Source organism: Moraxella atlantae NBRC 14588, from assembly GCF_001591265.1.
GTDB lineage: Bacteria > Pseudomonadota > Gammaproteobacteria > Pseudomonadales > Moraxellaceae > Faucicola > Faucicola atlantae.
Window position 1 is genome coordinate 20,499 of sequence record NZ_BCUL01000011.1, and the last position, 26,105, is coordinate 46,603.

The 26,105-nt window shown below is 49.0% G+C and carries 22 protein-coding genes and 3 tRNA genes; 14 read left to right on the top strand and 11 right to left on the bottom strand.

Translation table 11 applies throughout. From position 1 onward, the window contains the following. Positions 1–41: 41 nt before the first annotated feature. From rimP to tpiA, 5 genes are all read right to left on the bottom strand, one after another. Positions 42–554, bottom strand: a complete 513-nt coding sequence (gene rimP, locus MA2_RS07445) for a ribosome maturation factor RimP (RefSeq protein ID WP_067058458.1) — start codon at positions 552–554, stop codon at positions 42–44. 192 nt (positions 555–746) lie between these two features. Further along, positions 747–823 (bottom strand) — tRNA-Met (locus MA2_RS07450). Positions 824–909: 86 nt separating this feature from the next. Next, positions 910–993 (bottom strand) — tRNA-Leu (locus MA2_RS07455). 99 nt (positions 994–1,092) lie between these two features. Beyond that, entirely contained in the window at positions 1,093–1,404 is a 312-nt protein-coding gene (secG, locus tag MA2_RS07460; protein WP_067058459.1) for a preprotein translocase subunit SecG, read from the bottom strand. Between the two features lie 257 nt (positions 1,405–1,661). Next, the gene (tpiA, locus tag MA2_RS07465; RefSeq protein ID WP_067058462.1) at positions 1,662–2,441 is read right to left on the bottom strand and encodes a triose-phosphate isomerase; all 780 of its coding nucleotides are present in this window, start codon (positions 2,439–2,441) and stop codon (positions 1,662–1,664) included. 310 nt (positions 2,442–2,751) lie between these two features. On the opposite strand from tpiA, the gene pilB reads away from it, so the two are divergent. The 9 genes from pilB (at position 2,752) to MA2_RS07510 (ending at position 14,983) form a co-directional block, all read left to right on the top strand. Continuing rightward, a complete protein-coding gene (pilB, locus tag MA2_RS07470; RefSeq protein WP_067058464.1) occupies positions 2,752–4,455 on the top strand; it encodes a type IV-A pilus assembly ATPase PilB in 1,704 nt (567 codons plus the stop codon). Positions 4,456–4,502: 47 nt separating this feature from the next. Then, entirely contained in the window at positions 4,503–5,726 is a 1,224-nt protein-coding gene (locus tag MA2_RS07475; RefSeq protein ID WP_067058466.1) for a type II secretion system F family protein, read from the top strand. Between the two features lie 5 nt (positions 5,727–5,731). Then, a complete protein-coding gene (locus MA2_RS07480; protein ID WP_067058529.1) occupies positions 5,732–6,625 on the top strand; it encodes a prepilin peptidase in 894 nt (297 codons plus the stop codon). Positions 6,626–6,706: 81 nt separating this feature from the next. Continuing rightward, positions 6,707–7,318, top strand: a complete 612-nt coding sequence (coaE, locus tag MA2_RS07485; RefSeq protein WP_067058469.1) for a dephospho-CoA kinase — start codon at positions 6,707–6,709, stop codon at positions 7,316–7,318. A gap of 45 nt (positions 7,319–7,363) precedes the next feature. After that, positions 7,364–11,335, top strand: coding sequence for a phosphoribosylformylglycinamidine synthase (gene purL, locus MA2_RS07490; RefSeq protein ID WP_067058531.1), 3,972 nt, complete (start codon positions 7,364–7,366; stop codon positions 11,333–11,335). Positions 11,336–11,529: 194 nt separating this feature from the next. Continuing rightward, positions 11,530–12,132, top strand: a complete 603-nt coding sequence (locus tag MA2_RS07495; protein WP_067058471.1) for a YceI family protein — start codon at positions 11,530–11,532, stop codon at positions 12,130–12,132. Between the two features lie 222 nt (positions 12,133–12,354). Further along, a complete protein-coding gene (locus tag MA2_RS07500) occupies positions 12,355–13,005 on the top strand; it encodes a LemA family protein (protein ID WP_067058533.1) in 651 nt (216 codons plus the stop codon). 74 nt (positions 13,006–13,079) lie between these two features. Beyond that, complete coding sequence (locus MA2_RS07505; protein ID WP_067058473.1) at positions 13,080–14,369, top strand: TPM domain-containing protein; 1,290 nt, start codon at positions 13,080–13,082, stop codon at positions 14,367–14,369. Positions 14,370–14,422: 53 nt separating this feature from the next. Continuing rightward, on the top strand, positions 14,423–14,983 hold the full coding sequence (locus tag MA2_RS07510; RefSeq protein ID WP_067058475.1) for a TPM domain-containing protein: 561 nt from the start codon (positions 14,423–14,425) through the stop codon (positions 14,981–14,983). A gap of 10 nt (positions 14,984–14,993) precedes the next feature. Here MA2_RS07510 and nagZ read toward each other — a convergent pair whose 3' ends face one another. The 5 genes from nagZ to MA2_RS07535 all read right to left on the bottom strand — a co-directional run bounded on the left by nagZ (position 14,994) and on the right by MA2_RS07535 (position 19,698). Continuing rightward, positions 14,994–16,106 (bottom strand): beta-N-acetylhexosaminidase, encoded by a 1,113-nt coding sequence (nagZ, locus tag MA2_RS07515; RefSeq protein ID WP_067058477.1) that lies wholly within the window; start codon positions 16,104–16,106, stop codon positions 14,994–14,996. Between the two features lie 24 nt (positions 16,107–16,130). After that, positions 16,131–17,033, bottom strand: coding sequence for an NADPH-dependent 7-cyano-7-deazaguanine reductase QueF (gene queF, locus MA2_RS07520; protein ID WP_067058479.1), 903 nt, complete (start codon positions 17,031–17,033; stop codon positions 16,131–16,133). After that, the gene (locus MA2_RS07525; protein ID WP_067058535.1) at positions 17,030–17,803 is read right to left on the bottom strand and encodes an ABC transporter permease; all 774 of its coding nucleotides are present in this window, start codon (positions 17,801–17,803) and stop codon (positions 17,030–17,032) included. The genes queF and MA2_RS07525 overlap by 4 nt, the downstream gene beginning before the upstream one ends. Before the next feature lie 88 nt (positions 17,804–17,891). Next, on the bottom strand, positions 17,892–18,845 hold the full coding sequence (locus MA2_RS07530; protein ID WP_067058481.1) for an ABC transporter ATP-binding protein: 954 nt from the start codon (positions 18,843–18,845) through the stop codon (positions 17,892–17,894). Between the two features lie 241 nt (positions 18,846–19,086). Then, on the bottom strand, positions 19,087–19,698 hold the full coding sequence (locus MA2_RS07535; protein WP_373279761.1) for a c-type cytochrome: 612 nt from the start codon (positions 19,696–19,698) through the stop codon (positions 19,087–19,089). A 293-nt stretch (positions 19,699–19,991) separates the two neighbouring features. Between MA2_RS07535 and MA2_RS07540 the strand changes: the two genes are divergently transcribed. Further along, positions 19,992–20,068: transfer RNA gene (locus MA2_RS07540), tRNA-Arg, on the top strand. A gap of 130 nt (positions 20,069–20,198) precedes the next feature. On the opposite strand, the gene nhaC is transcribed toward MA2_RS07540, so the two are convergent. Next, positions 20,199–21,701 carry a Na+/H+ antiporter NhaC gene (gene nhaC, locus MA2_RS07545; protein WP_067058483.1) on the bottom strand — a complete coding sequence of 501 codons (1,503 nt, stop codon included), beginning with the start codon at positions 21,699–21,701 and terminating at the stop codon, positions 20,199–20,201. Between the two features lie 341 nt (positions 21,702–22,042). Between nhaC and MA2_RS07550 the strand changes: the two genes are divergently transcribed. From MA2_RS07550 to trpA, 4 genes are all read left to right on the top strand, one after another. Beyond that, positions 22,043–22,708, top strand: coding sequence for a phosphoribosylanthranilate isomerase (locus tag MA2_RS07550; protein ID WP_067058485.1), 666 nt, complete (start codon positions 22,043–22,045; stop codon positions 22,706–22,708). A 21-nt stretch (positions 22,709–22,729) separates the two neighbouring features. Beyond that, on the top strand, positions 22,730–23,488 hold the full coding sequence (locus MA2_RS07555) for an SDR family NAD(P)-dependent oxidoreductase (protein ID WP_067058487.1): 759 nt from the start codon (positions 22,730–22,732) through the stop codon (positions 23,486–23,488). A gap of 379 nt (positions 23,489–23,867) precedes the next feature. Next, positions 23,868–25,097 carry a tryptophan synthase subunit beta gene (gene trpB, locus MA2_RS07560; RefSeq protein WP_067058489.1) on the top strand — a complete coding sequence of 410 codons (1,230 nt, stop codon included), beginning with the start codon at positions 23,868–23,870 and terminating at the stop codon, positions 25,095–25,097. Between the two features lie 128 nt (positions 25,098–25,225). Continuing rightward, the gene (trpA, locus tag MA2_RS07565; protein ID WP_067058491.1) at positions 25,226–26,068 is read left to right on the top strand and encodes a tryptophan synthase subunit alpha; all 843 of its coding nucleotides are present in this window, start codon (positions 25,226–25,228) and stop codon (positions 26,066–26,068) included. Positions 26,069–26,105: the final 37 nt, after the last annotated feature.

Here is a 26,105-nt window from a genome sequence, read left to right on the forward strand (position 1 = left end):
ACAGGATGTAAACTTAAAACCAACAATCGCTTAACAAGCTATTAGTCATCAAAACTATATACCAAATTCGCTTTATCAATATTGTCAAGACGAATGGTATAATCATGCGGATTGGTATGGGGTTCAGCAGTCACGACCAAATCGTTCTCACCGATGCTTTTAAGCGCTCCTGTCACCTTACGGCGTTTATCGCTACCTGTACCAATCGCTTGGATTAAACGCAAGCTTAAAGTTTGCCCGATATAATCGTGCAACTGCTCGGCATAAAAAAAGCTGCGATCAAGCCCTGGTGAAGACACCTCAAGCAAGTATTCACCTGCAATGGGATCATGAACATCAAGTACACCGTTAATTTGGTGTGTGACCGCAGCGCAGTCCTCGATTGTCACGTGCTTGCCTTGTGCTTTGTCCTCAGGCATTGCCTCGATAAATACGCGCAGCAACGAGCGTCGCCCTTGTGGCAAAAACTCAATACCCCACAATGCAACATCACAAGCGTTTACCGCAGGTTCAATCAGTTCGGTCAATTCCGCAACTTTGCTTGATAGCTTCATAACTGTCAATAATACTGATAAAAATTAAAATGCAGTGTAGGTAAATCTACATGAAATCAACTGCCAACGCCAGAATTTACAATCGACAAATACAAAAAAACCCACAATCTGATGGGTGGGCTATAAAAAAATCCAGCGTCCAACTTCGCTTATGCCAACCTTATATTTTAAGGTAAAAATATAAGCTAAAAGTGGTAGCGGGGGCTGGATTTGAACCAACGACCTTCGGGTTATGAGCCCGACGAGCTACCAGACTGCTCCACCCCGCATCAATTTAGGTTGCCTATTATACGCATATAAATCGGCTTGTCAATACTTTTTGCTAAAAAATTCAGCAGCTAGTTAATAAAACACTTGGTGCGATTGGAGGGACTTGAACCCTCACGCATAAAGCACTACCCCCTCAAGATAGCGTGTCTACCAATTCCACCACAATCGCAGATCAAACAAGCCTAGCGTGCGCTAAGGCTGATCAAGTAGGCGAAGTATTTTAACAAAACTTTGTCAGAATGCAAGCAAAATATGCGCCGCTGTGTGATTAAGGTGCAGGCGATGGCGCAGTCGGTGCTGTTTTGGCAGGTGCCACACCACTGATATCAAGTGTACGGCTATTAAGTGCTTGTTGCTTAGCAAATACAGCAAGGGTAAGGCTGGTGATAAAGAAAATCGCCGTTAAAACCGCGGTGGTGCGGGTCAAAAAGTTTGCCGTACCTGCCGCTCCAAATACCGTACCTGACGCGCCACCGCCAAACGATGCACCGGCATCTGCGCCTTTGCCGTGTTGAATCAAAATCAAGCCAATCATGGCGATTGCCACAATGATATGAAGGGCTAAAATTGCATTGTACATCGCTGTTTAACTCGCCGTTGCTTTTTAAAAAGTTATTAGGGCGTATCCCTAATTAATTTAGAACAAAGTACTTTAATGGTCTAAAAATGCCCAAACTTGGCAAAATTGCTTGCTGATATTGCAATATCATCTACATAATTTGCCTTATTTTGCTGCTAATTTCGTCAATTTTTAGCCATATCATCCAAATCACATTATCCAAATAAGGACACGCCCAAGATAAAACGCATTATTATAGCTAAAATTTGCCGCAGATGCTAAGCGAATGCTTGGATAATCTGATAAAAACTTGCGGCATCCAGTGACGCACCACCGACCAGCACGCCAGCGACATTGGCCGCTTGGGCAAATGCTGCCGCGTTATCTGCTTTGACACTACCACCATATAAAATCGGCGTATCCGCTAGCGATTGGTCGTAACTGAGCAGTGTGTCATGGATAAAACTATGAATGGCGCTGGCTTGTTCGGGACTGGCAACCTGCCCGCTGCCAATCGCCCAAACAGGTTCATAGGCAATCAACAAGGACAAGTCATGGTTGTTTTGTACGCTGTCCTTTAGTACAGCAAGTTGCTCGGCAAGCACAGCATGAGTTTGTCCTGCTTCAAATTGCGCTTGTGTTTCACCAACGCACAGCACCACGCCCAAGCCTGCTTGTTGGGCATTGGCGATTTTTTGCGCCAAGATCGTGTTATTTTCACAGGCATATTCTCGGCGTTCAGAATGCCCGATAATCACCCATTTTACGCCAATATCGGCTAGCATTTGAGCCGATATATCACCTGTAAATGCCCCTGTATCTGCGCGGTGGGCACAGACATCTTGCGCTGCCAAGGCGAGCGGGCAGTGCTCAAGCTGCCGCCCAACTTGCGTTAAGTGAAGAAAGCTTGGCGCGATCACAACCTGCACATGATCAGGCAACGTATCGGCACGCTGGCAAAGTGTGTTGGCAAGGTTGGTTGCTGCTGTTTGGTTGGCAGGGTACATTTTCCAATTGGCAATGACCCAAGCAGTGGGTTGAATGGCAGAAATAGACATACAGACTCACTTGATGATGTATTTTAATTCGGCTTAAAATAAGAACAAGGTAAAAATAAGTAATGCTACGTGTGTTTGGCATATCGGCAACAGTAGCAGACAACGCATTGTAGCATTATTTGTCATCGGTATTGCAGAATTTATTTGCCTGATATATGCCAACAGGTTGTTCGACAAACTTTTATGCTAAAATAATGTATTCATGCGGTTTTTGCCGTGGGCGAGCTTTATTTACCCAAAATAGGTTGAATGTCCAAGCTGATGGCTGTGGTTTAACCATAAAATTCAAAAATCTACACAAGGGGGCAGTATGTCGGCTGCGTTTCCAAATTTTGGTGGTATCGCGCTGCGGTTGGTGCAAGAAGGGTTGGTCAAAGAAGCAGCCATGCAAACCGCGTTGGCACAAAGTCAGCAAGAGCGCGCAAATCTCATCGCCTATTTGGTCGATAACAAATTGGCGAACTCGTCACAAATCGCTTGGCTGATTGCGCGTGAGTTTGGCGATCCGCTGATTGATCTAGACGCCCTCAACCCCGATTATGTGCCCAAAGACGCGATTGAAGAAAAAATTATTCGCGAATTTATGGTGCTGCCGATTTTTGAGCGCGGTAATCGTTTATTTGTCGCGATGAGTGATCCAACGCGCGTCGATGCGCTCGATGCGTTGCGCTTTGCTACCCGTCAAACGGTTGAAACGGTTGTTGCTGAACATCACAAAATCAAAGCCATGATTGATAAGTTGTTTTCGTCGGCGATGGCAGATTTTGGTGAGGTTGGCGATTTAAATTTTGAAGATGAAACGCAAGCTGAAAATAGTATTGCTGAAACCACGCTTGATACCGCCGATGAAGCGCCTGTGGTCAAGTTTGTCAATAGCATGCTGATTAAAGCCATTACAATGGGCGCGTCGGATTTACACTTTGAGCCATATGAAAAATCCTACCGCGTGCGCTTTCGTATTGATGGCGTGTTGCAAAAAATTGCCAATCCGCCTGTGCAGCTAGCAGGCAAATTGGCAGCGCGACTTAAGGTGATGTCACAAATGGATATCTCTGAGCGTCGTGTACCGCAAGATGGACGTATCAAGCTTAAAATTTCCAAAGACCGTGCGATTGATTTTCGTGTCAATTCTATGCCAACGCTATTTGGCGAAAAAGTGGTGCTGCGTATTCTTGACCCATCGTCTGCGATGTTGGGGATCGACGCGCTTGGCTACGAGCCCGACCAAAAGGCACTGTTTATGCAAGCACTTGAAAAACCGCAAGGCATGCTGCTCATCACAGGCCCGACAGGTTCAGGTAAAACTGTATCGTTATACACGGGGTTAAATATTTTAAACACCGTTGAAACCAATATTTCAACCGCTGAAGATCCTGTAGAGATTAACCTTGAAGGGATCAATCAGGTTAACGTCAATAACAAAGTCGGCTTGACCTTCGCCAGCGCGCTGAAAGCCTTTTTGCGCCAAGACCCCGATGTGGTCATGGTCGGTGAGATTCGCGATCTAGAAACCGCCGAAATTGCCATCAAAGCGGCGCAAACAGGGCATATGGTGCTCTCAACGCTGCACACCAACTCTGCGCCCGAGACGCTAACGCGTCTGCGTAACATGGGCGTGGCATCGTTTAATATCGCAACTTCAGTCAACCTAGTTATCGCCCAGCGGCTGGCGCGGCGACTGTGCAAAGTGTGCAAAAAACCTGCTGATATTCCAGCACAAAGCTTACTTGAAATGGGCTTTACCCAAGAGGATTTGGATAATCCCGATAACGTGATTTATGAACCTGTAGGCTGTGCTGAGTGTCGTGAGGGCTACAAAGGACGGGTGGGTATTTATGAGGTCATGAAGGTTACACCCGAGATTTCACGCATCATCATGGAAGATGGCAACGCGATTCAGATCAAAGACGTTGCCATGACCCAAGGTTTTCGTGACCTGCGTCGTTCGGGCATCATGAAGGTGCTACAAGGTGTGACTAGTATCCAAGAGATGTACCGCGTCACCAGTGAATAATTGTAACCAGTCAATAACTTACTGACAAACTTAAAAGAGGCACCTGCATGGCAAAAGTACAAACCGAGATGTTGCTTGATTTTGTCTATGATGGCACCAACCGCCGCGGCGAGCGAGTAAAAGGCGAAACCACCAGTCGCAACATCGAGCTTGCTAGAGCGCAACTGCGCAAACAGGGCATTGCTGTCAAAACCATTAAGAAAAAACCCAAACCTTTGTTTGCCATGAAAAAGTCAATCAAACCGATTGACATTGCAATTTTTGTGCGCCAGCTGGCAACCATGATGAAAGCAGGCGTACCGCTGACTCAGTCATTTGAAATCGTTGCCGATGCGTTAGACAATCCTAGCATGAAGGATTTGGTGCTACAGATCAAAGCCGACATCGAGGCAGGCAGCACGTTTGAACAAGCCTTGCGCAAACACCCGCGTTATTTTGATGACCTATTTTGCTCATTGGTCGGCGCAGGCGAGCAGTCGGGCGCGTTAGAAACCATGCTTGAGCGCGTGGCGACTTACAAAGAAAAAAGCGAGCTTTTGAAAGCCAAAATCAAAAAAGCATTGAAATACCCGATTGCGGTCATCGTGGTGGCGGTCATCGTGACGGCAATTTTGCTGATCAAAGTGGTGCCTGTATTTGCCGATTTGTTTCATTCATTTGGCGCAGAACTGCCTGCTTTCACCCAAATGGTTGTCAATATGTCAGAATGGATGCAAAAATATTGGTGGATTTTATTATTCGGTATTGGTGGCGCAATCATCGCATTCTCAGAAGCCAAAAAACGCAGCAAAAAATTTCGCGATAGTTTGGACCGTCTGACGCTCAAAGTGCCAATTTTTGGTAATATTGCTTATCAAGCGATTATTGCGCGTTTTTCGCGTACGCTTTCGACCACATTTGCCGCAGGTGTGCCATTGATTGACGCGCTTGACTCGACGGCAGGGGCGACCAACAACGTGGTGTATTATAATGCCACCCAAAAAATCAAAAATGACGTTGCTACAGGGCAGCAGCTGCAGTTTTCGATGCGCTCTACCAATTTATTCCCCAGTATGGCGATTCAGATGGTGGGGATTGGTGAAGAAGCTGGTAGCCTTGAAGAAATGCTTGATAAAGTTGCCACTTATTATGAAAACGAGGTAGATAACGCGGTTGATGGCTTGACCAGTCTGATGGAGCCGATGATCATGGCGTTCTTGGGCATAGTGGTTGGTGGTTTGGTCATTGCCATGTACTTGCCAATCTTCCAGATGGGTAGTGTGGTCGGCTAATGACAATGTTAAATGATTGGGTTGAGCTGCTGCGCCAGCTGCCTGTGTTGGCGTATGTTTTGGCAGCTGTTTTGGGGCTGTGTGTTGGCAGTTTTTTAAATGTGGTGATTTATCGCCTGCCGCGTATGATGGAGCTACGTTTTCGGCAAGAATGTCAGTTGTTTTTAGCTGCCGATCAAGACGCGCCGACAGATGCACCAGATACGCCACCAAGTGTGCCTGTGATGACGCTCAGCCAACCTGCGTCAAGCTGTCCGCATTGCCATGCCAAGATTCGTTGGTACGACAATATTCCATTGATCAGCTGGCTTGCGCTGCGCGGACGTTGCCGACGTTGTGGTGCGTCCATCAGCGTGCGTTATCCCTTGGTTGAGCTTGCCACTGCCTTGTTATCGGTATTGGTGGTCTGGCAATTTGGCGTTGGGATACAAGCACTGACAGGACTGATGCTCACGTGGGTGTTGATTGCGCTGACAGGCATTGATTTTGATACCCAGTTGTTGCCCGATAGCTTAACCTTGCCACTGGCAGGCTTAGGCTTGTTTGTCAATGCGTTTGGTGTGTTTGTCTCGCCCGTGCAGGCGATTTTTGGCTATGTGGTTGGCTTTTTGTGCCTGTGGGTGGTGTACAAACTATTTTTGCTTGTTACAGGCAAAGAGGGCATGGGCTATGGCGATTTTAAATTGCTGGCTGCGCTGGGCGCGTGGCTGGGCGTAGCGATGTTGCCGCTAATCGTGTTTTTATCGGCGGTGGTGGGCTCAATCATCGGGGTGATTTTGCTCAAACGTGCAGGCGAGAGCCGCCCGTTCGCGTTTGGACCATTTATCGCGATTGCAGGTATGGTGGCGCTGTTGTTTGGACAGGATATTTTGCAGTGGTATTTGGGCGGCTGGCACTAGCCGCTTGACGTGTGTGACTAAAACAAAGACGGTTTAAACACTTTGGTGTTGGTCAGTCTTAAGATGGGGTGATGACGCGGTATGTTTGTTTTGGGTTTGACAGGTGGTATTGGTAGCGGTAAATCAAAAGTGAGCGAGTGGTTTACCAAACAAGGTGTGGTGGTGGTCGATGCCGATGTGCTGGCAAGACAGGTGGTGGCAGTGGGCTCAAAAACCTTGCGCCAAATTGTGACCAAATTTGGTGACTGGGTGTTGACGGCAGAAGGTGAGCTTGACCGCCGTGCGATGCGTGAGTATATCTTTGCACGTCCGCAGGCTTTGATGGATTTAGAACAAATTACCCATCCTGCCATTCGCCATGCCGCCAAGCAGCAAGTGGCTGCCGCCACCTCGCCGTACGTGGTCTTGGTTGCACCGCTTTTGCTTGAAGCCTCTGAGGCAGGCTTGGCAAATTTGTGCCAGCGCGTGTTGGTGATTGATAGCCGCGAAGATTTGCAGGTGGCGCGTGCCAGTACACGCGACGGGCAGACAGTTGCGTCCATTGAGCGTATCATGGCAAACCAGCTTTCGCGCGAGGCGCGACTTGCCCAAGCTGATGATGTGGTGACCAATAATGCCAGTCTTGCCGAGTTGTATGCTCAGCTTGAGCCGCTGCATCAGCGTTATTTAGCCATGGCGGCACAGATTGCCTAATTTTTATCCTAAAACTTACCAAATGTGGAATGTAGTTGTATGAATATGACGATGATTGCAGGCTTACCGTGGCTAACGGATTTTCAAACCACCAAACTATTAGCGCAGCTTAATGCTGTGTCGACGGATATCCAATTTGTCGGTATTAAGTGCCAGCAGGTGTATCTGGTTGCCCCTGCTTTGCACGAACATGATCTGCACAAAGCCGAGCAGCTACTCAATGATGGCAACGTGTGTACGCTCAATCAGCCCAACCATGACGCGCTACAAGTCTTTGTCAGCCCGCGTTTTGGTACAATCAGCCCATGGGCAAGTAAGGCGACGGATATTTTTAACAACTGCGGTATTGCCATAGAGCGCGTTGAGCGCGTGTTGGCGTATACCCTGTACACAGCAGCAGGGCAGCTTGCTAGCCCGTTGCCACAAGCGGTCGAACAGTGTCTGTATGACCGCATGACCCAAAGCGTATTTTATGATTTAGCGGCGGCGGAGCGTTTATTGCAAGATGCCGCGCCTGCGCCACTCAATCACATTGATGTCATCGGGCAAGGGCGTGAGGCACTAGAGCGCGCCAATCTTGAATTTGGCTTTGCATTATCAAGCCAAGATATCGATTATCTGATGGATGCGTATGTCAATCAGCTTCGGCGTAACCCCACCGATGTTGAGTTGATGATGTTTGCCCAAGCCAATAGTGAACATTGCCGCCACAAGATTTTTAACGCTGAGTGGACGATAGATGGTAACGTGCAGCCCAAGTCGCTGTTTGGCATGATTAAAAATACCTTCCAAAAAAATCCCAACCAAATTCTGTCAGCGTATAAAGACAACGCGGCGGTGATTGCAGGTTTTGATGGCTTGCGTTTTTATCCGCTGCCCAGTCAAGATGACGATGGCACAACTTACCAGCGTTATGGCTTTCATGATGAAATGATTGATATTTTGATGAAAGTTGAAACGCACAACCACCCAACAGCGATTGCACCCTATGCAGGCGCAGCGACAGGGTCAGGTGGGGAGATTCGCGACGAAGGTGCGACAGGACGTGGTGGTAAACCAAAAGCAGGGTTAGCAGGATATCATGTGTCGCATTTGCATCTGCCCAATATGCCTGAAAAATGGGAACAAAGCGGTCAGATAACAAGCGCGGCATATGGTAAGCCTGCGCGTATGGCATCGGCGTTACAAATCATGACAGACGCGCCGTTGGGTGCAGCTAACTACAGCAATGAATTTGGTCGCCCCAATTTGGTCGGTTATTTTCGATCGTTTCAGTTGGACACCTCAGCGGCGCAAGATGGCAGCCAAATACGCGGCTACCACAAGCCGATTATGATTGCAGGTGGCTATGGCAACATCAAACGCAATTTGATTGAAAAAAATGCCATTCAAGCAGGTGATCTGCTGATTGTCCTTGGTGGGCCCGCCATGCAGATTGGTTTGGGTGGCGGTGCAGCAAGCTCTGTCGATAGCGGTGCGTTGGATGCAGGCTTGGATTTTGCCTCGGTGCAACGCGACAACGCGGAGATGGAACGCCGCTGTCAAGAAGTCATTGACCGCTGTTGGGCATTAGCAGGCGCAGACGGTGATGGTAACCCGATTGTGTCGATTCATGATGTTGGGGCAGGTGGGCTGTCCAATGCCATGCCTGAATTGGTCAATGATCATGAGCTGGGCGCGCATCTCAACTTGCGCCAAGTGCCATCTTTAGAAAATGGCATGTCACCCATGGCGATTTGGTCAAATGAAGCGCAAGAACGCTATGTGTTGGCGATTCGTCCGCAAGATGCCGAACGCTTTGACGCGATTTGTGCGCGTGAGCGTTGCCCGTATGCGGTGCTTGGTACGGCGACCGAGGTGCGTCAGTTGGTGGTTGATGATGAGCTACTCAACCAAAACGGCGATGCCCAGCCTGTTGATATGCCCATGCAGGTACTGCTGGGCGGTACGCCACGCATGCAGCGCAGCTTTACGCGTAGCGCTCCGACATTGCGCGCGCTGGATTTGACCGATCTTGATCTTGAGCAAGCGGTGTATGATGTGTTACGCCATCCAACGGTTGCCAGTAAGTCATTTTTGATTAGCATTGGAGATCGCTCGATTACGGGTATGGTCGTGCGCGACCAATACGTCGGGCGTTATCAAGTACCCGTTGCTGATTGCGCAGTGACGGCAACCGCGTTGCTGCCGCATGAAGATAAACCGATGACAGGCGAGGCAATGAGTATGGGCGAGCGTACGCCTGTGGCATTGATTAGCCCTGCTGCGTCGGCACGGTTGGCAGTTGGTGAGGCGATTACCAATATCGCCAGCGCGCGCATTGACAAGCTTGCCGATATCACGCTATCAGCCAACTGGATGGCGGCGTGTGGTGAGGATAGCGAAGACCAAGCTTTATTTGACGCGGTGTATGCTGTCGGTGAAGCGTTATGCCCTGCCTTGGGTATCGCAATTCCTGTGGGCAAAGACTCGCTCTCTATGCGTGCTAACTGGACAGATAACGGCATAGCAAAGTCAGTGGTGTCACCGCTGTCGCTGATTATCACCGCGTTTGCTCCCGTGCAAGATGTTGCCAAAACCTTAACACCTGAATTGGTCAAGACCGACAGCGCGTTGTATCGTTTGGACTTATCGCGCGGACAATACCGCCTAGGTGGGTCAATCCTTGCGCAAACGCTGAGCCAATTAGGTGATCAATGCCCCGATTTGGATACGCCTGACGACTTACGCGCGCTGTTTGATTTTATCCAACAGGCCAACGCGCAAGGTTTAATTGCAGCTTATCACGACATCAGTGATGGCGGATTGGTTGCCACGGTGGCAGAGATGCAGTTTACCAGCCGTCAAGGCGTCAAACTGGTGCTCGATGATGCCAACTTGATGGGGCAATTATTTGCCGAAGAATTGGGCGCGGTGATACAGGTATTGCCCGAAAATGTTGCCGAACTGATGGCACTGGCTGAGCAAACAGGGGCAAGCGAACTGTTGGCATTGGTTGGACAAACCATCGATGAAGACAGCTTGCTGATTCAGACTGCTAGCCAAACGCTACGCTTTACCCGTGTCGCACTAGAGCAAGCGTGGAATAAAGTGGGCTATCATATTGCCATGGGGCGCGATAACCCCGATTGTGTGCAGCAGGCGTTTGATTTAATCGCCGATGATGCACATAGCGGCTTGATCGCACAGGCGCATTTTGACCTCAACCAAGCCATCGAAGCGCCGTATCTCAATAGCCGCACCGTCAAGCCAAAAGTCGCGATTTTACGCGAACAAGGTGTGAACGGACAGCTAGAAATGGCGGCAGGCTTTAGCCGTGCAGGGTTTGATGCGATCGATGTGCACATGAGCGACCTGATGAGCGGACGTGTCGATTTGCGTGACATGGACGGTCTGGTAGCGTGCGGTGGCTTTAGCTATGGTGACGTACTGGGCGCAGGCTCAGGTTGGGCAAAATCAATCTTGTTCCACGATGCCTTGCGTATGCAGTTTGTGCGCTTTTTTAATCGTCCCGAAACGTTTGCTTTAGGTGTATGTAATGGCTGTCAGATGATGGCACAGCTCAAAGACTTGATTCCAGGTGCAGAAAACTTCCCGCGCTTTATCGCCAACCGTTCGGGACGTTTTGAAGCACGCACGGTCAATGTTAAAGTCGAGCGCACCAAATCTGTTTTGCTCAAAGGCATGCAAGACAGCATTTTGCCGATTGCGGTGGCGCATGGTGAAGGCTTTGCTACCTTGAATGCTGATGACATTGCAGGCATGAGCGCGCACGGACAAATTGCGCTGCGCTATGTGGATAGCCACGGACAGCCAACCGAGCAGTATCCGCTTAACCCAAATGGTTCGGCTCAAGGCGTGACGGGTATTTGTAGCAACGATGGGCGCGTGACCTTGATGATGCCACACCCCGAGCGCACCTTGCTTGCGCACAACCACAGCTGGAAGCCTGATGAATGGCAGGGTGATGGCGCGTGGATGCGTTTATTCCGTAATGCGCGCGCATTTTTGCGCTAATTTGGAGGCGTTCAACCAAAAAATCGCCAGTAGTTACGATCATTGGCGGTTTTTTAACAACCGTTATGAACGATTTTTATTAAAAAATCTTATCAACAATCGTTGCCAAAAAAATTTAACTTAAAAGTAATACGCAAGCTTGATGAAATTTGCTAGACTAATGTTAGCATTTCATCAAAAAAGGAGTGTTTTAGATGCAAAAATTCAACAAAATCGCTGCCTTAGCCAGCGTATTGGTCTTCGGTACCGCCACCGCGCATGCCGAAACCTACCAAATCGACCCAAATCACGCCAACGTGTATTTTTCTATTGACCATTTTGGCACATCCACCAATCACGGTGCATTCACAGGGGTGAAGGGTACAGTGGATTTTGACCCTGCCAATCGCACAGGCAGTGTCGATATTGACATTCCCGTAACGAGCCTAGAGACGGGCAACGAACAATTTACCAATCACCTAAAAAGCGCGGAGATTTTTAACGTCGAGCAATATCCGAACGCGCATTTTAAATCGACCAAATTTTATTTCAATGGCAAAAATAAAGGCGGTGTCAATCGCGTCTCACGTGTTGATGGGCAGCTAACTTTGTTGGGTCAAACACACCCTGTGACCTTGACCGCAACCAAATTTAACTGCTATCAAAGCCCGAGGCTCAAGACGCAAGTATGCGGCGGTGATTTTGTCACCAGTATTGACCGCACGCGCTGGGGCTTGGATTATGGAACCAAAATGGGTATTTCTAAATACGTCAAACTCAATATCCAAATTGAAGCAGCAAAACCGCAAGTCAAATAACTTTGCCCCCTGCTGTACCTAAGCCTATTGCCTTGCAATGGGCTTTTTGTTGCGCAATGTATAGGCATTTAGACTATTGTTTGATCGAGGTAAAGATACAAACCACAAACGGCTTTACACATTTTTTAGCTTTACATTATACCAAAGCGTCGCCATAATCGCGCTAAAGGGTGATTAACTAAAGGAACTATCATGCAACACACAACGATGTCGAGCACAATCATGCCAACATTCAAAGCCGCGGTTTTGGGGCTGGTCTTGCTGACAGGTGGCGCAAACTTGACTGGCTGTAGCTACAACAAAATGCAAGCGCAAGACGAGCAGGTCAATGCGTCGTGGTCAGAGGTGGTAAACCAATACCAACGCCGCGCAGATTTGATCCCTAACCTTGTGCGCACTGTTGAGCGCTACACCCAGCACGAGCAAGATACCTTGACACAGGTGGCGCAGGCGCGTGCAGCGGCAACCTCGATGCAAGTCACGCCTGAGGTGCTCAACGACCCGCAAGCGTTTCAACGTTTTCAACAAACCCAAGACCAATTGGGCAGCGCATTGTCGCGTTTGATGGTGGTGTCAGAACGATATCCCGATTTGAAAGCCGACCGCCAGTTTCAAGAGCTGCAGGCGCAGCTAGAAGGCACAGAAAACCGCATCGCTGTTGCGCGCAAACGCTATATCGATGACGTGCAAACGTATAATACCACCGTGCGCTCATTCCCTGCCAATTTAGAAGCCAAAGCGTTTGGCATGAAGCCGCGTCCAAACTTTACAGTAGCTAACGAAGCGCAGATCTCAACCGCGCCAACGGTGGATTTTGGCAATGACCGCGCGCCAACCACCGCACCTGCGACCAATACCGCAACCGCGCAATAACTGTGCAATTATGCCACGTGGTGGTTAAAAAGCAAGTCAGTGACAGATAGGCAACGCGGTAGATAGGTTGGTCAATGAAACAACAAGTGTACATGGCAACACATGCAAAATGCTTACAAAGTGAGCGTAAAGGCAAATTTTTAGGCAGCCTGTTATTGGGTGGTTATTTGGCAATATCTGCCTTGCCTGCTGTTGCCGATCCTGCGGTCAATACCGACCCAAATCGCCAAAGCGGTGCGCTACCGACCTACAGCGTGGATGACATGGTATCCGCCGCGCAGGGCAGAGGGGCAAACACCATTGCCCCAACTCGTGATACACCAAACGCTATCAATCCCGATTACACAGGTGCTAATACAAATAGCATCAATGCAAATAATACCGCCACAGCCAGCGCGCCAACCACGGCAAACGCGCAAGCGGATGCCACCAGCGCGGTAACGGCTGACACCACGACCGCCACGCCGCGCACCTCCACGGCAAGCAACGTACCGCCCAACCAATTGGTGCTCAATAATCCCATCATTGACCAAGCAGATGTACTAAGCGCGAGCGAAAAACGTCAGCTTGAAACCAAGCTACGCGCTTTGTACCAAACGGGTATGGCGCAAATGGCGGTAGTCGTTGTGCCAAGTACCGATGGACAAGACACATTTGACTATGCCTTACAAGTTGCCGAGCGTTGGGGTCTGGGCAAAAAAGGCACAGACAACGGCATTTTGATGTTGGTGGCAGTCAATGACCGTAAAATGCAAATCCTCACAGGCTATGGTGTGGAGGGCGTGCTACCTGACGCCGCGCTCAAACGTATAATCATTGAGGACATCACGCCATATTTTAAAAAAGGTGATTATGCAGGCGGTATCACCGCAGGCATTAACCGCATTGAAGAACGTCTACAAGCCGACCCCGATGTGTTGCGTCAAGCTGATGCCGAGCGCGCGCGTAACGCCAATACCACCACAAATGCCAACGCTGTCTCAGGATTTGAAGCCATCATTCCGCTGCTGATTGTTGGGTTTATTTTTGGGCAATTTATATCGGCGATGGTTGGGCGGTTTATCGGCGCATTGCTAACATCCATTGGCGTGGCAACGTTTGGTTCTGCCATTGCTGGGGGTAGTGCGCTGGTTGCTGCATTTATCGTGTTCTTTTTGCTACTATTTTTTGGCGGCGGCGGTGGCGGTAGTCGAGGCGGACGCGGTCGCCGCGGCGGTGTGGTATTCTTCCCGATGGGCGGTGGTTTTAGTGGTGGCTCAAGCGGTGGTTTCGGTGGTGGCTTTGGCGGCGGCGGCTTTGGCGGCGGTGGTTTCGGTGGTGGTGGTGGCGGCTTTGGTGGTGGCGGTGCAGGTGGGTCGTGGTAATGCCAAAACAAATACCGCTGAATGATTAAAAGTCGATGACAAAAGGAAGTTTCATGACCGATTCAAACTTACCGCCTTCTTCATCTAGCCAAGTTTCTAACGCTCAGTCAAAACCCAGCTGGGCGCGTTGGTGGCGGCAGGTTGCGTTTGTACCCATGCGCCATAGCCATTGGCTACCCAAATCAGCGCAAGATGCCCTGACCCAAGCCGTTGCTCAAGCTGAGGCAGGGCATCGTGGTGAGATCGTCTTGGTGGTTGAAAATACCCTACCACTAAAAATGGCGCACCGCTATGACTGTTGGGATCGGGCATTAGAGCTGTTCGGGCGTTACCGTGTATGGGATACGGCGGATAACACAGGCGTGTTGGTGTATCTTAATGTCTGTGAGCGACGACTAGAAATTGTCGCTGATCGCGGTATCAGCCGTCATGTAGCAGACAGTACGTGGCAGGCGATGTGTGACCGCGCGATTAGCGGTATTCGCGCCAAACGCCAAGTCACCGCACTAACTGAGCTATTGCACAGTATCGGCGAGATACTGCGCCAACATTACCGCCTAGCCGATGATCCACAAGGCAACGAGCTGCCCGACACAGTCGTGTTTATCCGCTAAAGTTTGCCGTCTAATGTGCCAGATGGACACAAAAATCCGCCACACGCGCCTGTAAATCTTGCCATTGCGGCAGTTGGACAGCAGTGGATTGCAAATCACCCTGCCAAGCAGGTATCGCGCCTACCATACGGCATAAACGCTGCTGACTGGCTGGGCTTAGTAGCTTATGCGGTTGATCTAAATTCTGCTGGCGTAGACTATCGAGCGCCAACATTGCTGCCGCGCGGTCATTACATATCACGCCCATGTCACAGCCTGCGCCCAACGCTGCCGCTAATCGTGCGGCGGCATCACCTGCCACATGTGCCGCTTGCATCGACAAATCATCAGAAAACAGCACGCCATCAAAGTTTAACCGCTTGCGAATGATATCTTGCAACCATACCGCCGAGAAACCTGCAGGCTTGTCATCGACTTGGCTAAAAATCACATGGGCGGGCATCAGTGCGTCAAGTTGTGGCAAATTTTGTATAAACGGCAACATATCCTGCACCACAATTTCATCAAACGTGCGCGCGTCAACGGCCTGTGCCACGTGCGAATCGGGTGCGACCGAACCATGCCCTGGAAAATGCTTGCCTGTTGTCGCCATGCCAGCCGCGTGCATACCGTGCATAAACTGTGCCGATAACGCCGTCACCACCACAGGCGTGCTATGGAACGCACGGTCACCAATCACTTGGCTAATCCCATCGATATCCAGCACAGGCGCAAAACTAAAATCAATGCCAACCGCCAATACCTCTGCCGCCATGACATACCCACAAGCATACGCCAGTGACAATGCCTCAACGGGTGATTGTGTAAAATATGCCCCCAATCGTCCCATCGCAGGCAATGGAGTAAAACCTTGGCGCAAACGTGCTACCCGTCCGCCCTCTTGGTCTACTGCCAATAGGATATTGGGCTTGATCGCGCGTATACTATCGGTCAAAGCGCGGACTTGAGCAGGCGTCTCAACGTTACGTGCAAACAAAATCACGCCGCCCACATTGGGGTCGGCAAGTAGTTTGCGGTCAGCATCGGTCAGTGTGGTGCCTGCCACATCAAGCATGAGTTGCCCAAAGGATAAATCAGGTGGGACAGCGCGTGACGTGCGACGGCTTTGGATAACAAATGACATACGAATTCTCTGATCAAACTTGGATTACTGACGATTGAGCCGACTAGGCGCAGGCAATAGACTGCCATCACTTACCCGACACGGATTGATGTCAATCCCACCGCGGCGCGTGTACCATGCCCGCACCAACAACGACTTGGGCGCAAATGTTTGTGTCAAATCATTGAAAATTTGCTCGACACATTGCTCATGAAAGCCATTGTGCGTCCGAAAGCTTAAAATATAACGCAGCAAATCAGCAGGGACTAGTGGTGCGCTATCAATCTCAATCGCCACCGTACCCCAATCGGGCTGATTGGTTACAGGACAATTTGAGCGCAGCAAGTGCGAATAATACGCTTGTGGTTGGCTTGCTTGTACCAAATTTTTTGCAGTGTGTGTCGAACTGGCAGCGCGCAATAAACCAGCATCGACATCACTGACCAATGCTACTTTTTCATTAGGCGATAAATCATCTAAAGCATGATCGATACAAATCCCCTGTGGTGCGGACAACGGCAGCGAGTTTGGCGTATCGACCGCAAACAACTCCACCGTCACCGCCGCCTGCACGCATGCACCAACATCATGCGCAATGGTTGTAATCAGTGCATCATGATTGGCAAAAGTGGTGAAATTTAAACTATTTAAATACAGCTTAAGCGATTTTGATTCGACCAAATACGGTGAGTCGGCAGGTATGGTCAAACGCGCCATTGCTACCTGTGACACGCCTTGCGGATTAAGCCATGACACCTCAAACGCCTGCCACCAGTCTACGCCAATGCTTAGCTGCTTAACAGGCAACGTCAAATTTGCCCGACCCAACGCGCGCGTAATTGCATACAATACCTCGGGCGCATACGTTGTCGGATACACCGTGGTTTGTCCCAACGCGCTATTAAGCGGTGAATTTTGTGGTGAATGATCATCATTAACATCTGTCATAATCGCACCCGAGAACCGTCTTTTAACAAATAATACGCCACGCCATACAACAACGCAGTAAATCCTGCAATTGCCACCAACGCACCCCACACATCAACGTCCGAATGACCCAAAATACCATAACGAAACGCATTGACCATATATACAATCGGATTGAGTAGCGACACTTTTTGCCAAAACGGCGGCAAATCCTGCATCGAATAAAACACCCCACCCAAATACGTCAGCGGTGTAAGGACAAAACTTGGTACAATCGAAATATCATCAAACGAACGCGCAAACACCGCGTTGATCATGCCACCTAAAGAAAACAGCGCCGACGTCATTACCACCGTAAACACCGTGATAAACGCATGCACCAACGACAACTTGGTAAAAAATAGCGCAAGCAACGTGACAATCAGCCCAATTGCCAGCCCCCGAAACAGTCCGCCGACAATAAATCCAAGCAAAATTGCATGCTTAGAAATCGGACTCACCAACATCTCCTCAATACTACCATGAAATTTGGTGCTAAAAAAACTTGACACCACATTAGAGTAGCTATTGGTAATCACCGCCATCATAATCAGACCTGGCACGATAAACTGCATATAGCTGACGCCGCCCATCTCACCGACGCGCGCGCCAATCATTTTACCAAAAATGATAAAATACAGACTCATAGTAATGGCAGGCGGCAGCAACGTCTGCGGCCAAATACGCAAAATCCGCCGCACTTCTTTGATGGCTAAGGTGCTAAACGCTACCCATTGTTTTTGAAAATCCATGCTAAACTCTAATGCAAAATTAAATTGATCATTCGTGATCAACGAATAAAAAACAACACTGGCTAAAACTGATAAACCCCACTCCATTTTATGAATTGGTCAATTTTTGTGTCAAATTATGCTCAACCAAATTTAAAAACAACTCTTCTAAGCGGTTGGACTTATTGCGCATACTGGCAACCTCAATACCCAATGCCGATAGCTGATTAAACACCGCATTAAGGCTTTGTCCTTTTTTGAGCGTCACTGTAAGGCTGGTCGGGTCAGGCAGCTGCACATTTGCCACATCAGCCAACACAGGTGGGCTTGCCAATGGCGCAGATAAATCTAGCACAAATGTCTCAACATCAAGGCTTGCCAACAGGCTGCGCATATCGGTATTAACCACAATCTCGCCGTGATCAAGAATCGCGATATCGCGGCATAGCTGCTCGGCTTCTTCCAAATAATGCGTGGTCAAAATAATCGTCGTGCCTTCTTCTTCATTGATGGCACGCATAAAATCCCACATCGAACGGCGTAGCTCAATATCCACCCCTGCCGTTGGCTCATCCAAAATCAATAGCTTAGGGCGGTGCATCAGCGCGCGTGCAATCATTAGCCGCCGCTTCATCCCACCCGATAGCATGCGCGCCTTGTTTGCGCGTTTATCCCAAAGCCCTAACGCCTTGAGCAGCTGCTCGGCACGTGGACGCGCCTGCTTGGCAGGAATACCAAAATATCCTGCCTGCGTAATCAAGATATCCTCAACGCGCTCAAATTGCACAAAATTAAACTCTTGCGGTACCACGCCCAAATACTGCTTGGCAAGCTGTGGCTGGCGCAACAAATCCACCCCAAAAATCTTAATGTCACCTGTCGTTGGCGCAAACAGCGAGCTGATCATACCGATCGTTGTGGACTTGCCCGCACCATTTGCACCCAATAACGCAAAAAATCCGCCCTGTGGCACCACCAGATCAATGCCCTTAAGTGCGGTAAAGCCATTGGGATAAGTCTTTGACAGATCATGTAATGCTAGGGCAGGTACAAAGCTGGGCATGGTACTGGACATGGCAGACGGTATCGACATAACGTAAGTGTTCCGATTTTAAAATAAAGCAAATAAGCGCATCAACACAACGGCAAAAAAATACAGCCTATTGATGGCGACAAAATGGACAAATTTAAAGCCACGATTGGGTGTATCTGATGCCGCACGCTGGTGCACAGCCGCTTGGCATAAAAAAAGCCCAGCTAAACTGGACTTTTTGCGGCACACATCACGTCAGCCACTGCCGTAATTATTTGGAATTTTCTACCATATAATCCACCGCGTTGGTGACTTCAACGTCAAGCAAATCCGCGTTACCACCTTTGGCAGGCATAGCGTTAAAGCCGTGTAGCGCATGATCATGCAACGTGTTAATGCCCTTGGCAATACGCGGTGCCCAATCGGCTTTGTTACCAAATTTTGGCGCACCCAATAGCCCTGCTTCGTGACACGTGTGGCACACACCTTCAAAAATCGTCTTACCATCACGTGGGTTGTCTGCATCAGCAGCACCCAAAGCCGCGGTAATGCTGATATCACATTCCTGCCCTTCAAAACACACTTTGCCTTGCGGCGCAATGCGTGCAATGAGGTTTGGATAAAGCGCGATCAGCTTTTGCACTTGGGGTGGATCTTGAGGAATTTTAGGCTTGTCGTCTTTGTCGGCAGCGGCAGTAGAGGCAGCAGCACTTGCCGTCTCAGCCGACGCGCTGGCTGTTGCACTTACTGCACTGGCAGTAGCTGTGGCAGCGGTGGTTGATGCGGTGGTGCTGGCTGTATCAGCCGCTTGGCTGACCGTTACGCTGGCAAGCCCCAATAAGCTGGCAGCAGATAATACGATGGCTTGATGGATTCGGTTCATACGACCATTCTCTTTCATGCTCAATGAACACTTAATCGCCAAACACAGGCGCAAGTGTTTGTGTCAGGGTGGTACACGTTGGTACAACAAACGTTACGAAATCTTATTTTCCACACTATTATAAGGGAAAATCAAACAAAAAAGCTATCATTGAATCTGACTAAATGCGATTTGTCGAAGAATCTATGCCAGCGCTGGTGTGGTTGATTTTATCGGCTAAGTTTTGTAAACTATGCCGTCTTATCTTAAGGGTTATCTATTCATGCGCTAAAAATTTTAGCCGCATCGTCTATGCGTTCGTAGCTCAGTTGGATAGAGTATTGGTTTCCGAAGCCAAGGGTCGTGGGTTCGATTCCCGCCGAGCGCACCATTTTTTAAAATAAAATTCTAAAAAATCAGCCACTTCAAAACTATCAAAATGGCTGACTGCTACAAATGGTAAAGTAAACGTGCTAGGGCAGCCGCGCACAAACGACTGCCTTTGCTAGGTCTTAGCCTTACTAATCAATGATATGCACATTATCTACTTGCATGATTTTTTCGCCTTGATCTTGCCAAGCCTGTAGTTCTTCGGGCGTGGCTTTGGGTGAAAAAATTCCTGCAAAGGCATAGGTGATGCCCAAAATCGGCGCAATCCAACAGCCAAATGCCAAGGGAATGTACAATAGATTTTCCATATGCGTGCCATCGATAATCCCTAGACCTAAAGCCGTGATACAAAACGCGCCGCCTGCATTCCATGGGATCAGCGGACTCATGAGTGTGCCGCCTTCTTCTAAGGCGCGTCCAAGATTGAGCGTGGAGTAGCCCAACCCACGATACAATGGCGAATACATTCGACCAGGTAGCGCAATTGCAATATACGGGTCACCTGCAATGGCATTGGTCAAAAATGACGTACCAATCGCCGAGGTCTGCACCATGCCAAAACTTTTGACCTTGCTAACAATGGCATACACCACCGCCTCAAGACAGCCCGTTTTTTCTAGCGCACCGCCAAATCCCAATGCCAATAGCATTAAAGAGATGGTCCACATCATGGACTGAATACCGCCTTTATTAAGCAGATGATCAATATCTTCTACACCTGTCGAAATATTAAAGCCATTTTGCGCGTATTCAAATAAGTCACCAATGCCAACGTGCGGTTGGGTTAATAAACCAACAATGCCACCAACAAGCACGCCTGCAAACAACGAAGGAATCGGCGGTTTTTTGGTAACAGCCAGCGCCAACACCACAAGCGGCGGCAACAGCAGCCAAGGCGACAAATTAAAATTTGCCTCAAGCACCTGTGAAATCTGTTCAATCTCTGTCATAGAAACAGGCTGGTCACCTGCCAAGCGAAAGCCCATCACCGTATAAATAATCATCGCAATTAACATAGCAGGGATGGTCGTGGGCATCATGTTTTTGATATGATCAAACACATTGGTGCCTGTCACCGCAGGCGCAAGATTGGTCGTATCGGACAAAGGCGACACCTTGTCACCAAAAAACGCGCCCGAAATCACCGCGCCTGCCGTCCAATACATCGGGATATTAAACCCTGCACCGATGCCCATCAAGGCAAGCCCAACCGTACCCACAGCACCCCAACTGGTGCCCAGCGATACCGATACCACCGCACACACCAACATCGCGGTGAGCAAAAAATACTCAGGCTTAATCAAATTTAAACCATAATAAATCAATGACGGCACGGTTCCCGAGGCAATCCAAACCCCGATCAACATACCGACAATAATCAACACCGAAAGCGACGGCATTGACACATGAATCACATGAAAAATACCCTTACGTGTGCGCAGCCAAGGCACACCCGTAAAATAACCCATCGCCGCCGTAATCGCGATACCAAACACCAACGGCACATGTGGGGCAAAATGATCAAAAACAAACAATTGGGTCATTAAAATCGCCAACGTGAGCACAATCGGGGTCAGTGCTAGCCACAATGGCGGTAATTGTGTAGAAGTATTAGCTGCAGCTGAATCTGTCATAAGTCCATTGTTTAGAAAAATGAATTAAAATAATAACAAATTAAGCCTAAAAAATCAAACTAAAGTCAAGCTAGCGTAAGAAAATCTTACAAACCTTAAGATCATATCGCTGAATAACTAACTGCTATTGACAACAAATACTGACCAATAAAAACCATTTTAAAGGTTATTAAAGGTTACATAGGTGAGCGACACGGTCTTAAAGCCACTACGCCTCAGTAATCGCCAGACTCAATATAAAAAATCGGTCGAATCACCAATTTTGTGCTAGGTTTTTTGCCAAAGTGTGCTAGGATAAACGTTTGCTGACTTTGTTATAAACAAGTGATCGTCTGCCACTTATGCACCCAACCAAGCATCCCACCGCGATTAAATTTTGTGGCTTTACCCAAGCCGATGATATCCAAGCCGCCGTTGCCCTTGGCGTGGACGCGGTTGGATTGGTGTTTTATCCGCCAAGCCCACGGGCGGTGACGGTGGAGCAGGGGGCGGTACTTGCCCGACTTGTGCCACCGTTTGTCAGTGTGGTGGCATTGGTGGTCAATATACCCGAGCAAGAGCTGGTGTATTTGTCGCACCACGTTGGCTTTGATATCGTGCAATTTCATGGTGACGAATCAGCATTAGCGTGTCAGTTGATGGCAAACCGTGTAGGCAAGCGTTGGATCAAAGCATTGCGTGTGCGCGAAAATGACACAGCCGAAACGATCGCTGCACAAATTGCTGAGTACCATGCGTATGGTGCCAGTGCGATTTTGCTAGATGCCTACCATGCTGATCAATTTGGTGGAACAGGGCAGGTGTTTGATTGGGGCAAACTACCACAAACCCTTGATATACCGATTATTTTGGCAGGTGGCTTGACCGCGGAGAATGTAGCCAAGGCGATCGCCCAAACGCGTGTGTATGGCGTGGATGTCAGTGGTGGGATTGAGTACGCCAAGGGGCAAAAAGATAGGGTAAAAATGCGTGCGTTTGTGCAAACGGTACGCGCTGCCAATTTTTGAAACTAAAATCAAGGTTATTACATGAACATCCTAGTGACAGGCGCGACGGCAGGATTTGGCAAGGCAATTGCCGAATTGCTGATTGCCAAAGGGCATACCGTGATTGGCACAGGCAGACGACAAGCCAACTTGGATGAATTAGCCCAACAACTTGGCGACCAGTTTGTGCCACTTGCCTTTGATATTGCTGATTTGTCCGCGACCCAAACCGCTTTAGCCAGCTTGCCAGCGGATTTTTTGGCTAACCTCGATGTGCTCATCAACAATGCAGGGCTTGCCTTGGGGCTTACACCTGCCGATACCGCCGATTTTGCCGACTGGCAGCAGATGATTCATACTAACGTGATCGGCTTGGCGCATATGACGCACGCCATTTTACCGTACATGACAGCCAAAAATTCGGGCTATATCATCAATATCGGCTCAATCGCAGGCAATTATGCGTATTTTGGCTCGAATGTGTATGGCGCGACCAAAGCGTTTGTCAAGCAATTTAGCCTCAATTTACGCGCAGATTTGGTTGGCAAAAACGTGCGCGTGACCAACCTTGAGCCAGGGCTATGCGGCGGCACAGAATTTAGCAATGTGCGTTTTAAAGGCGATGATACACGCGCTGCGGCGGTGTATGAGGGTGTTGAGTATGTCACGCCGTCGGATATTGCCAATATCGTCGGTTGGCTGATTGAGCAACCTGCCCATATCAATATCAATGTGCTAGAAGTCATGCCGACCGCACAGACGTTTGCAGGGCTAAAAGTGGTCAAGAATTTGCAGGGGTGATACGATGCAGCTTGCCGTTTTAGGTACTTATTATCAAGGGTAAATTCAGCTAGCTGAACTACCTGCCCTTGATGAGCCAAGCGAGGTCATGGGGGTGTTTTTACCAAAAGCTGCTCAGCCAACACATAAAGGCAAAACTGCGCGTCTGTTTGGCATCGTACAAGCCGCTCATCAGTGGTGATATTCATCAAATTTGAACCTACATTTGATTTATCAATGTTTCAAATAGCATTTAAAATTACTAATATCATAGAGCTATATAGCCGTTTAACCACAGGTGTTATACAATACTTGAATTTACCGCTTTTAACCAATGCCGCTGTCGTCAAAGCTGACCGATTCGTTACTTGCATTTAATAGTAAGAATATAGGAAAACCAATGAATACCCAAAACCCCACCGAAGTCAAAGACTTTGCACAATATCCCGATACCAACGGCCATTTTGGCGTTCACGGTGGACGCTTTGTATCCGAAACCTTGATGGCAGCCTTAGAAGAGCTTGAGCGCATCTATAACACTGCCAAGGCAGACCCAAGTTTTTGGCAGGCATTTCAAGATGACTTGGTCAATTATGTTGGTAGACCGACACCGCTGTATCATGCCAAACGCTTGAGTGATGAGATTGGCGGCGCGCAGATTTATTTTAAGCGTGAGGATTTGAACCACACAGGCGCACACAAGGTTAATAACACGATCGGGCAGGCACTACTTGCCAAAATGGTCGGCAAAAAACGTATCATCGCCGAAACTGGCGCCGGACAACACGGCGTGGCAACGGCAACGATTGCCGCGCGACTGGGGCTAGAATGTGTGGTGTATATGGGCGCGGACGATGTCGAGCGCCAAGCTATGAACGTGTATCGTATGCGGCTATTGGGCGCGACGGTGGTGCCTGTTACGTCGGGTTCACGCACGCTCAAAGATGCGATGAATGAAGCCATGCGCGACTGGGTGACCAACGTTGATACCACTTATTACGTCATCGGTACGGTTGCAGGACCTCACCCATACCCAATGCTGGTACGTGATTTTCAGGCAATTATCGGCAAAGAAGCCAAACGCCAACACTTACAAAAAACAGGCAAACTGCCTGATGCATTGGTCGCTTGTGTCGGTGGCGGTAGCAACGCGATTGGGCTATTTTATGATTTTCTCAATGATGAATCGGTGAAAATCTATGGCGTGGAGGCAACGGGCTACGGCTTGGATACAGGTTTGCACTCAGCACCCTTGGCGGCAGGGCGTGTGGGCGTGTTGCACGGTAACCGCACATATCTGATGGCAGATGACGACGGGCAGATTTTGGCGACGCATTCAATTTCAGCTGGGCTAGATTACCCCGGCGTTGGGCCTGAGCATAGTTTTTTAAAAGATGTCGATCGTGTGCAATATGTCGGCTGTACGGATGAACAGGCGTTGCATGGTTTTCGGGAGTGTACGCGCAAAGAGGGCATTATTCCTGCCCTTGAGAGCTCACACGCGGTTGCCTACGCGCTTGAACTTGCCAAAACCATGCAACCACACCAGTCGATTATCGTGAATTTGTCAGGGCGTGGGGATAAAGATTTGCACACCGTCATGCAACATGAAGGCATGCAAATAGACTGATGTTGGCTTTACCATGCCGACCAGTTTGACCGAATGTTGTCGGCTCAGGCCCAACTAAAAAATTTGCTATGGTTGAGCGATGCTAGCGAAGGATCGGCTGTTCTGATTACGATTATTTGGTGAGATAAATGTTAGACAATACGCAAACTCGAATTGAAACTACTTTTGCCGCGCTAAAACAGCAAAACAAAAAAGCCTTGATTCCCTATATCATGGCAGGTGACCCAAACCCAAATGTCACCGTTGAGCTACTGCACGATCTTGTCGCACATGGCGCGGATATTATCGAAGTCGGCTTGCCGTTTAGTGACCCGATGGCAGATGGTGAAACCATCGCGTTGGCAGGGGAGCGCGCGCTGGCAGGCGGTACGAGCACGCGCCAAGCGTTGGCTATCGTCAAGCAGTTTCGCGCCACCAACCAACACACGCCTGTGCTGGTGATGGGTTATTTAAATCCCGTTGAGATTTTAGGCTATGATAACTTCATCGCACTGTGCCAAGAGGCAGGCGTAGATGGCGTGTTGATGGTGGATTTGCCACCCCAAGAGGCAGGCAATTTTACCCAAAAACTTGCCAATTCACAGATGAATGAGATCTTTTTACTTGCGCCAACCACCTTGCCTCAGCGTCGTCAGCAGGTATTACAGCACGGCGGCGGCTTTATTTATTACGTATCGGTCAAAGGCGTGACAGGCTCAAAGGCGCTTGATACCGCCGAAGTCGGCACACAGGTGCAGCAAATCAAAGCGCAAACCGCCTTGCCCGTGTGTGTGGGGTTTGGCATTCGTGATGGTGAGTCTGCCAAAGCCATTGGGCAGTATGCTGATGGGGTGATTGTTGGTAGTGAATTGGTACGCCAGTTCGCCGATGTGGGCGATAATGCCGATCAAATTGCGGCCGCAAAACAGCGCGTGTTGGCAAAAATGGACGAATTGCGCCAAGCCTTGGACAGTCTAACACCCAATCCATAAACGTATGCTGTTGATTTTTTTATAAGATTTAGCTGTA

Coding starts and splice junctions, on each gene's coding strand:
- rimP (WP_067058458.1), bottom strand. CDS start 554: ATGAAGCTATCAAGCAAAGTTGCGGAATTGACCGAACTGATTGAACCT.
- secG (WP_067058459.1), bottom strand. CDS start 1,404: ATGTACAATGCAATTTTAGCCCTTCATATCATTGTGGCAATCGCCATG.
- tpiA (WP_067058462.1), bottom strand. CDS start 2,441: ATGTCTATTTCTGCCATTCAACCCACTGCTTGGGTCATTGCCAATTGG.
- pilB (WP_067058464.1), top strand. CDS start 2,752: ATGTCGGCTGCGTTTCCAAATTTTGGTGGTATCGCGCTGCGGTTGGTG.
- MA2_RS07475 (WP_067058466.1), top strand. CDS start 4,503: ATGGCAAAAGTACAAACCGAGATGTTGCTTGATTTTGTCTATGATGGC.
- MA2_RS07480 (WP_067058529.1), top strand. CDS start 5,732: ATGTTAAATGATTGGGTTGAGCTGCTGCGCCAGCTGCCTGTGTTGGCG.
- coaE (WP_067058469.1), top strand. CDS start 6,707: ATGTTTGTTTTGGGTTTGACAGGTGGTATTGGTAGCGGTAAATCAAAA.
- purL (WP_067058531.1), top strand. CDS start 7,364: ATGACGATGATTGCAGGCTTACCGTGGCTAACGGATTTTCAAACCACC.
- MA2_RS07495 (WP_067058471.1), top strand. CDS start 11,530: ATGCAAAAATTCAACAAAATCGCTGCCTTAGCCAGCGTATTGGTCTTC.
- MA2_RS07500 (WP_067058533.1), top strand. CDS start 12,355: ATGCCAACATTCAAAGCCGCGGTTTTGGGGCTGGTCTTGCTGACAGGT.
- MA2_RS07505 (WP_067058473.1), top strand. CDS start 13,080: ATGAAACAACAAGTGTACATGGCAACACATGCAAAATGCTTACAAAGT.
- MA2_RS07510 (WP_067058475.1), top strand. CDS start 14,423: ATGACCGATTCAAACTTACCGCCTTCTTCATCTAGCCAAGTTTCTAAC.
- nagZ (WP_067058477.1), bottom strand. CDS start 16,106: ATGTCATTTGTTATCCAAAGCCGTCGCACGTCACGCGCTGTCCCACCT.
- queF (WP_067058479.1), bottom strand. CDS start 17,033: ATGACAGATGTTAATGATGATCATTCACCACAAAATTCACCGCTTAAT.
- MA2_RS07525 (WP_067058535.1), bottom strand. CDS start 17,803: ATGGATTTTCAAAAACAATGGGTAGCGTTTAGCACCTTAGCCATCAAA.
- MA2_RS07530 (WP_067058481.1), bottom strand. CDS start 18,845: ATGCCCAGCTTTGTACCTGCCCTAGCATTACATGATCTGTCAAAGACT.
- MA2_RS07535 (WP_373279761.1), bottom strand. CDS start 19,698: ATGAACCGAATCCATCAAGCCATCGTATTATCTGCTGCCAGCTTATTG.
- nhaC (WP_067058483.1), bottom strand. CDS start 21,701: ATGACAGATTCAGCTGCAGCTAATACTTCTACACAATTACCGCCATTG.
- MA2_RS07550 (WP_067058485.1), top strand. CDS start 22,043: ATGCACCCAACCAAGCATCCCACCGCGATTAAATTTTGTGGCTTTACC.
- MA2_RS07555 (WP_067058487.1), top strand. CDS start 22,730: ATGAACATCCTAGTGACAGGCGCGACGGCAGGATTTGGCAAGGCAATT.
- trpB (WP_067058489.1), top strand. CDS start 23,868: ATGAATACCCAAAACCCCACCGAAGTCAAAGACTTTGCACAATATCCC.
- trpA (WP_067058491.1), top strand. CDS start 25,226: ATGTTAGACAATACGCAAACTCGAATTGAAACTACTTTTGCCGCGCTA.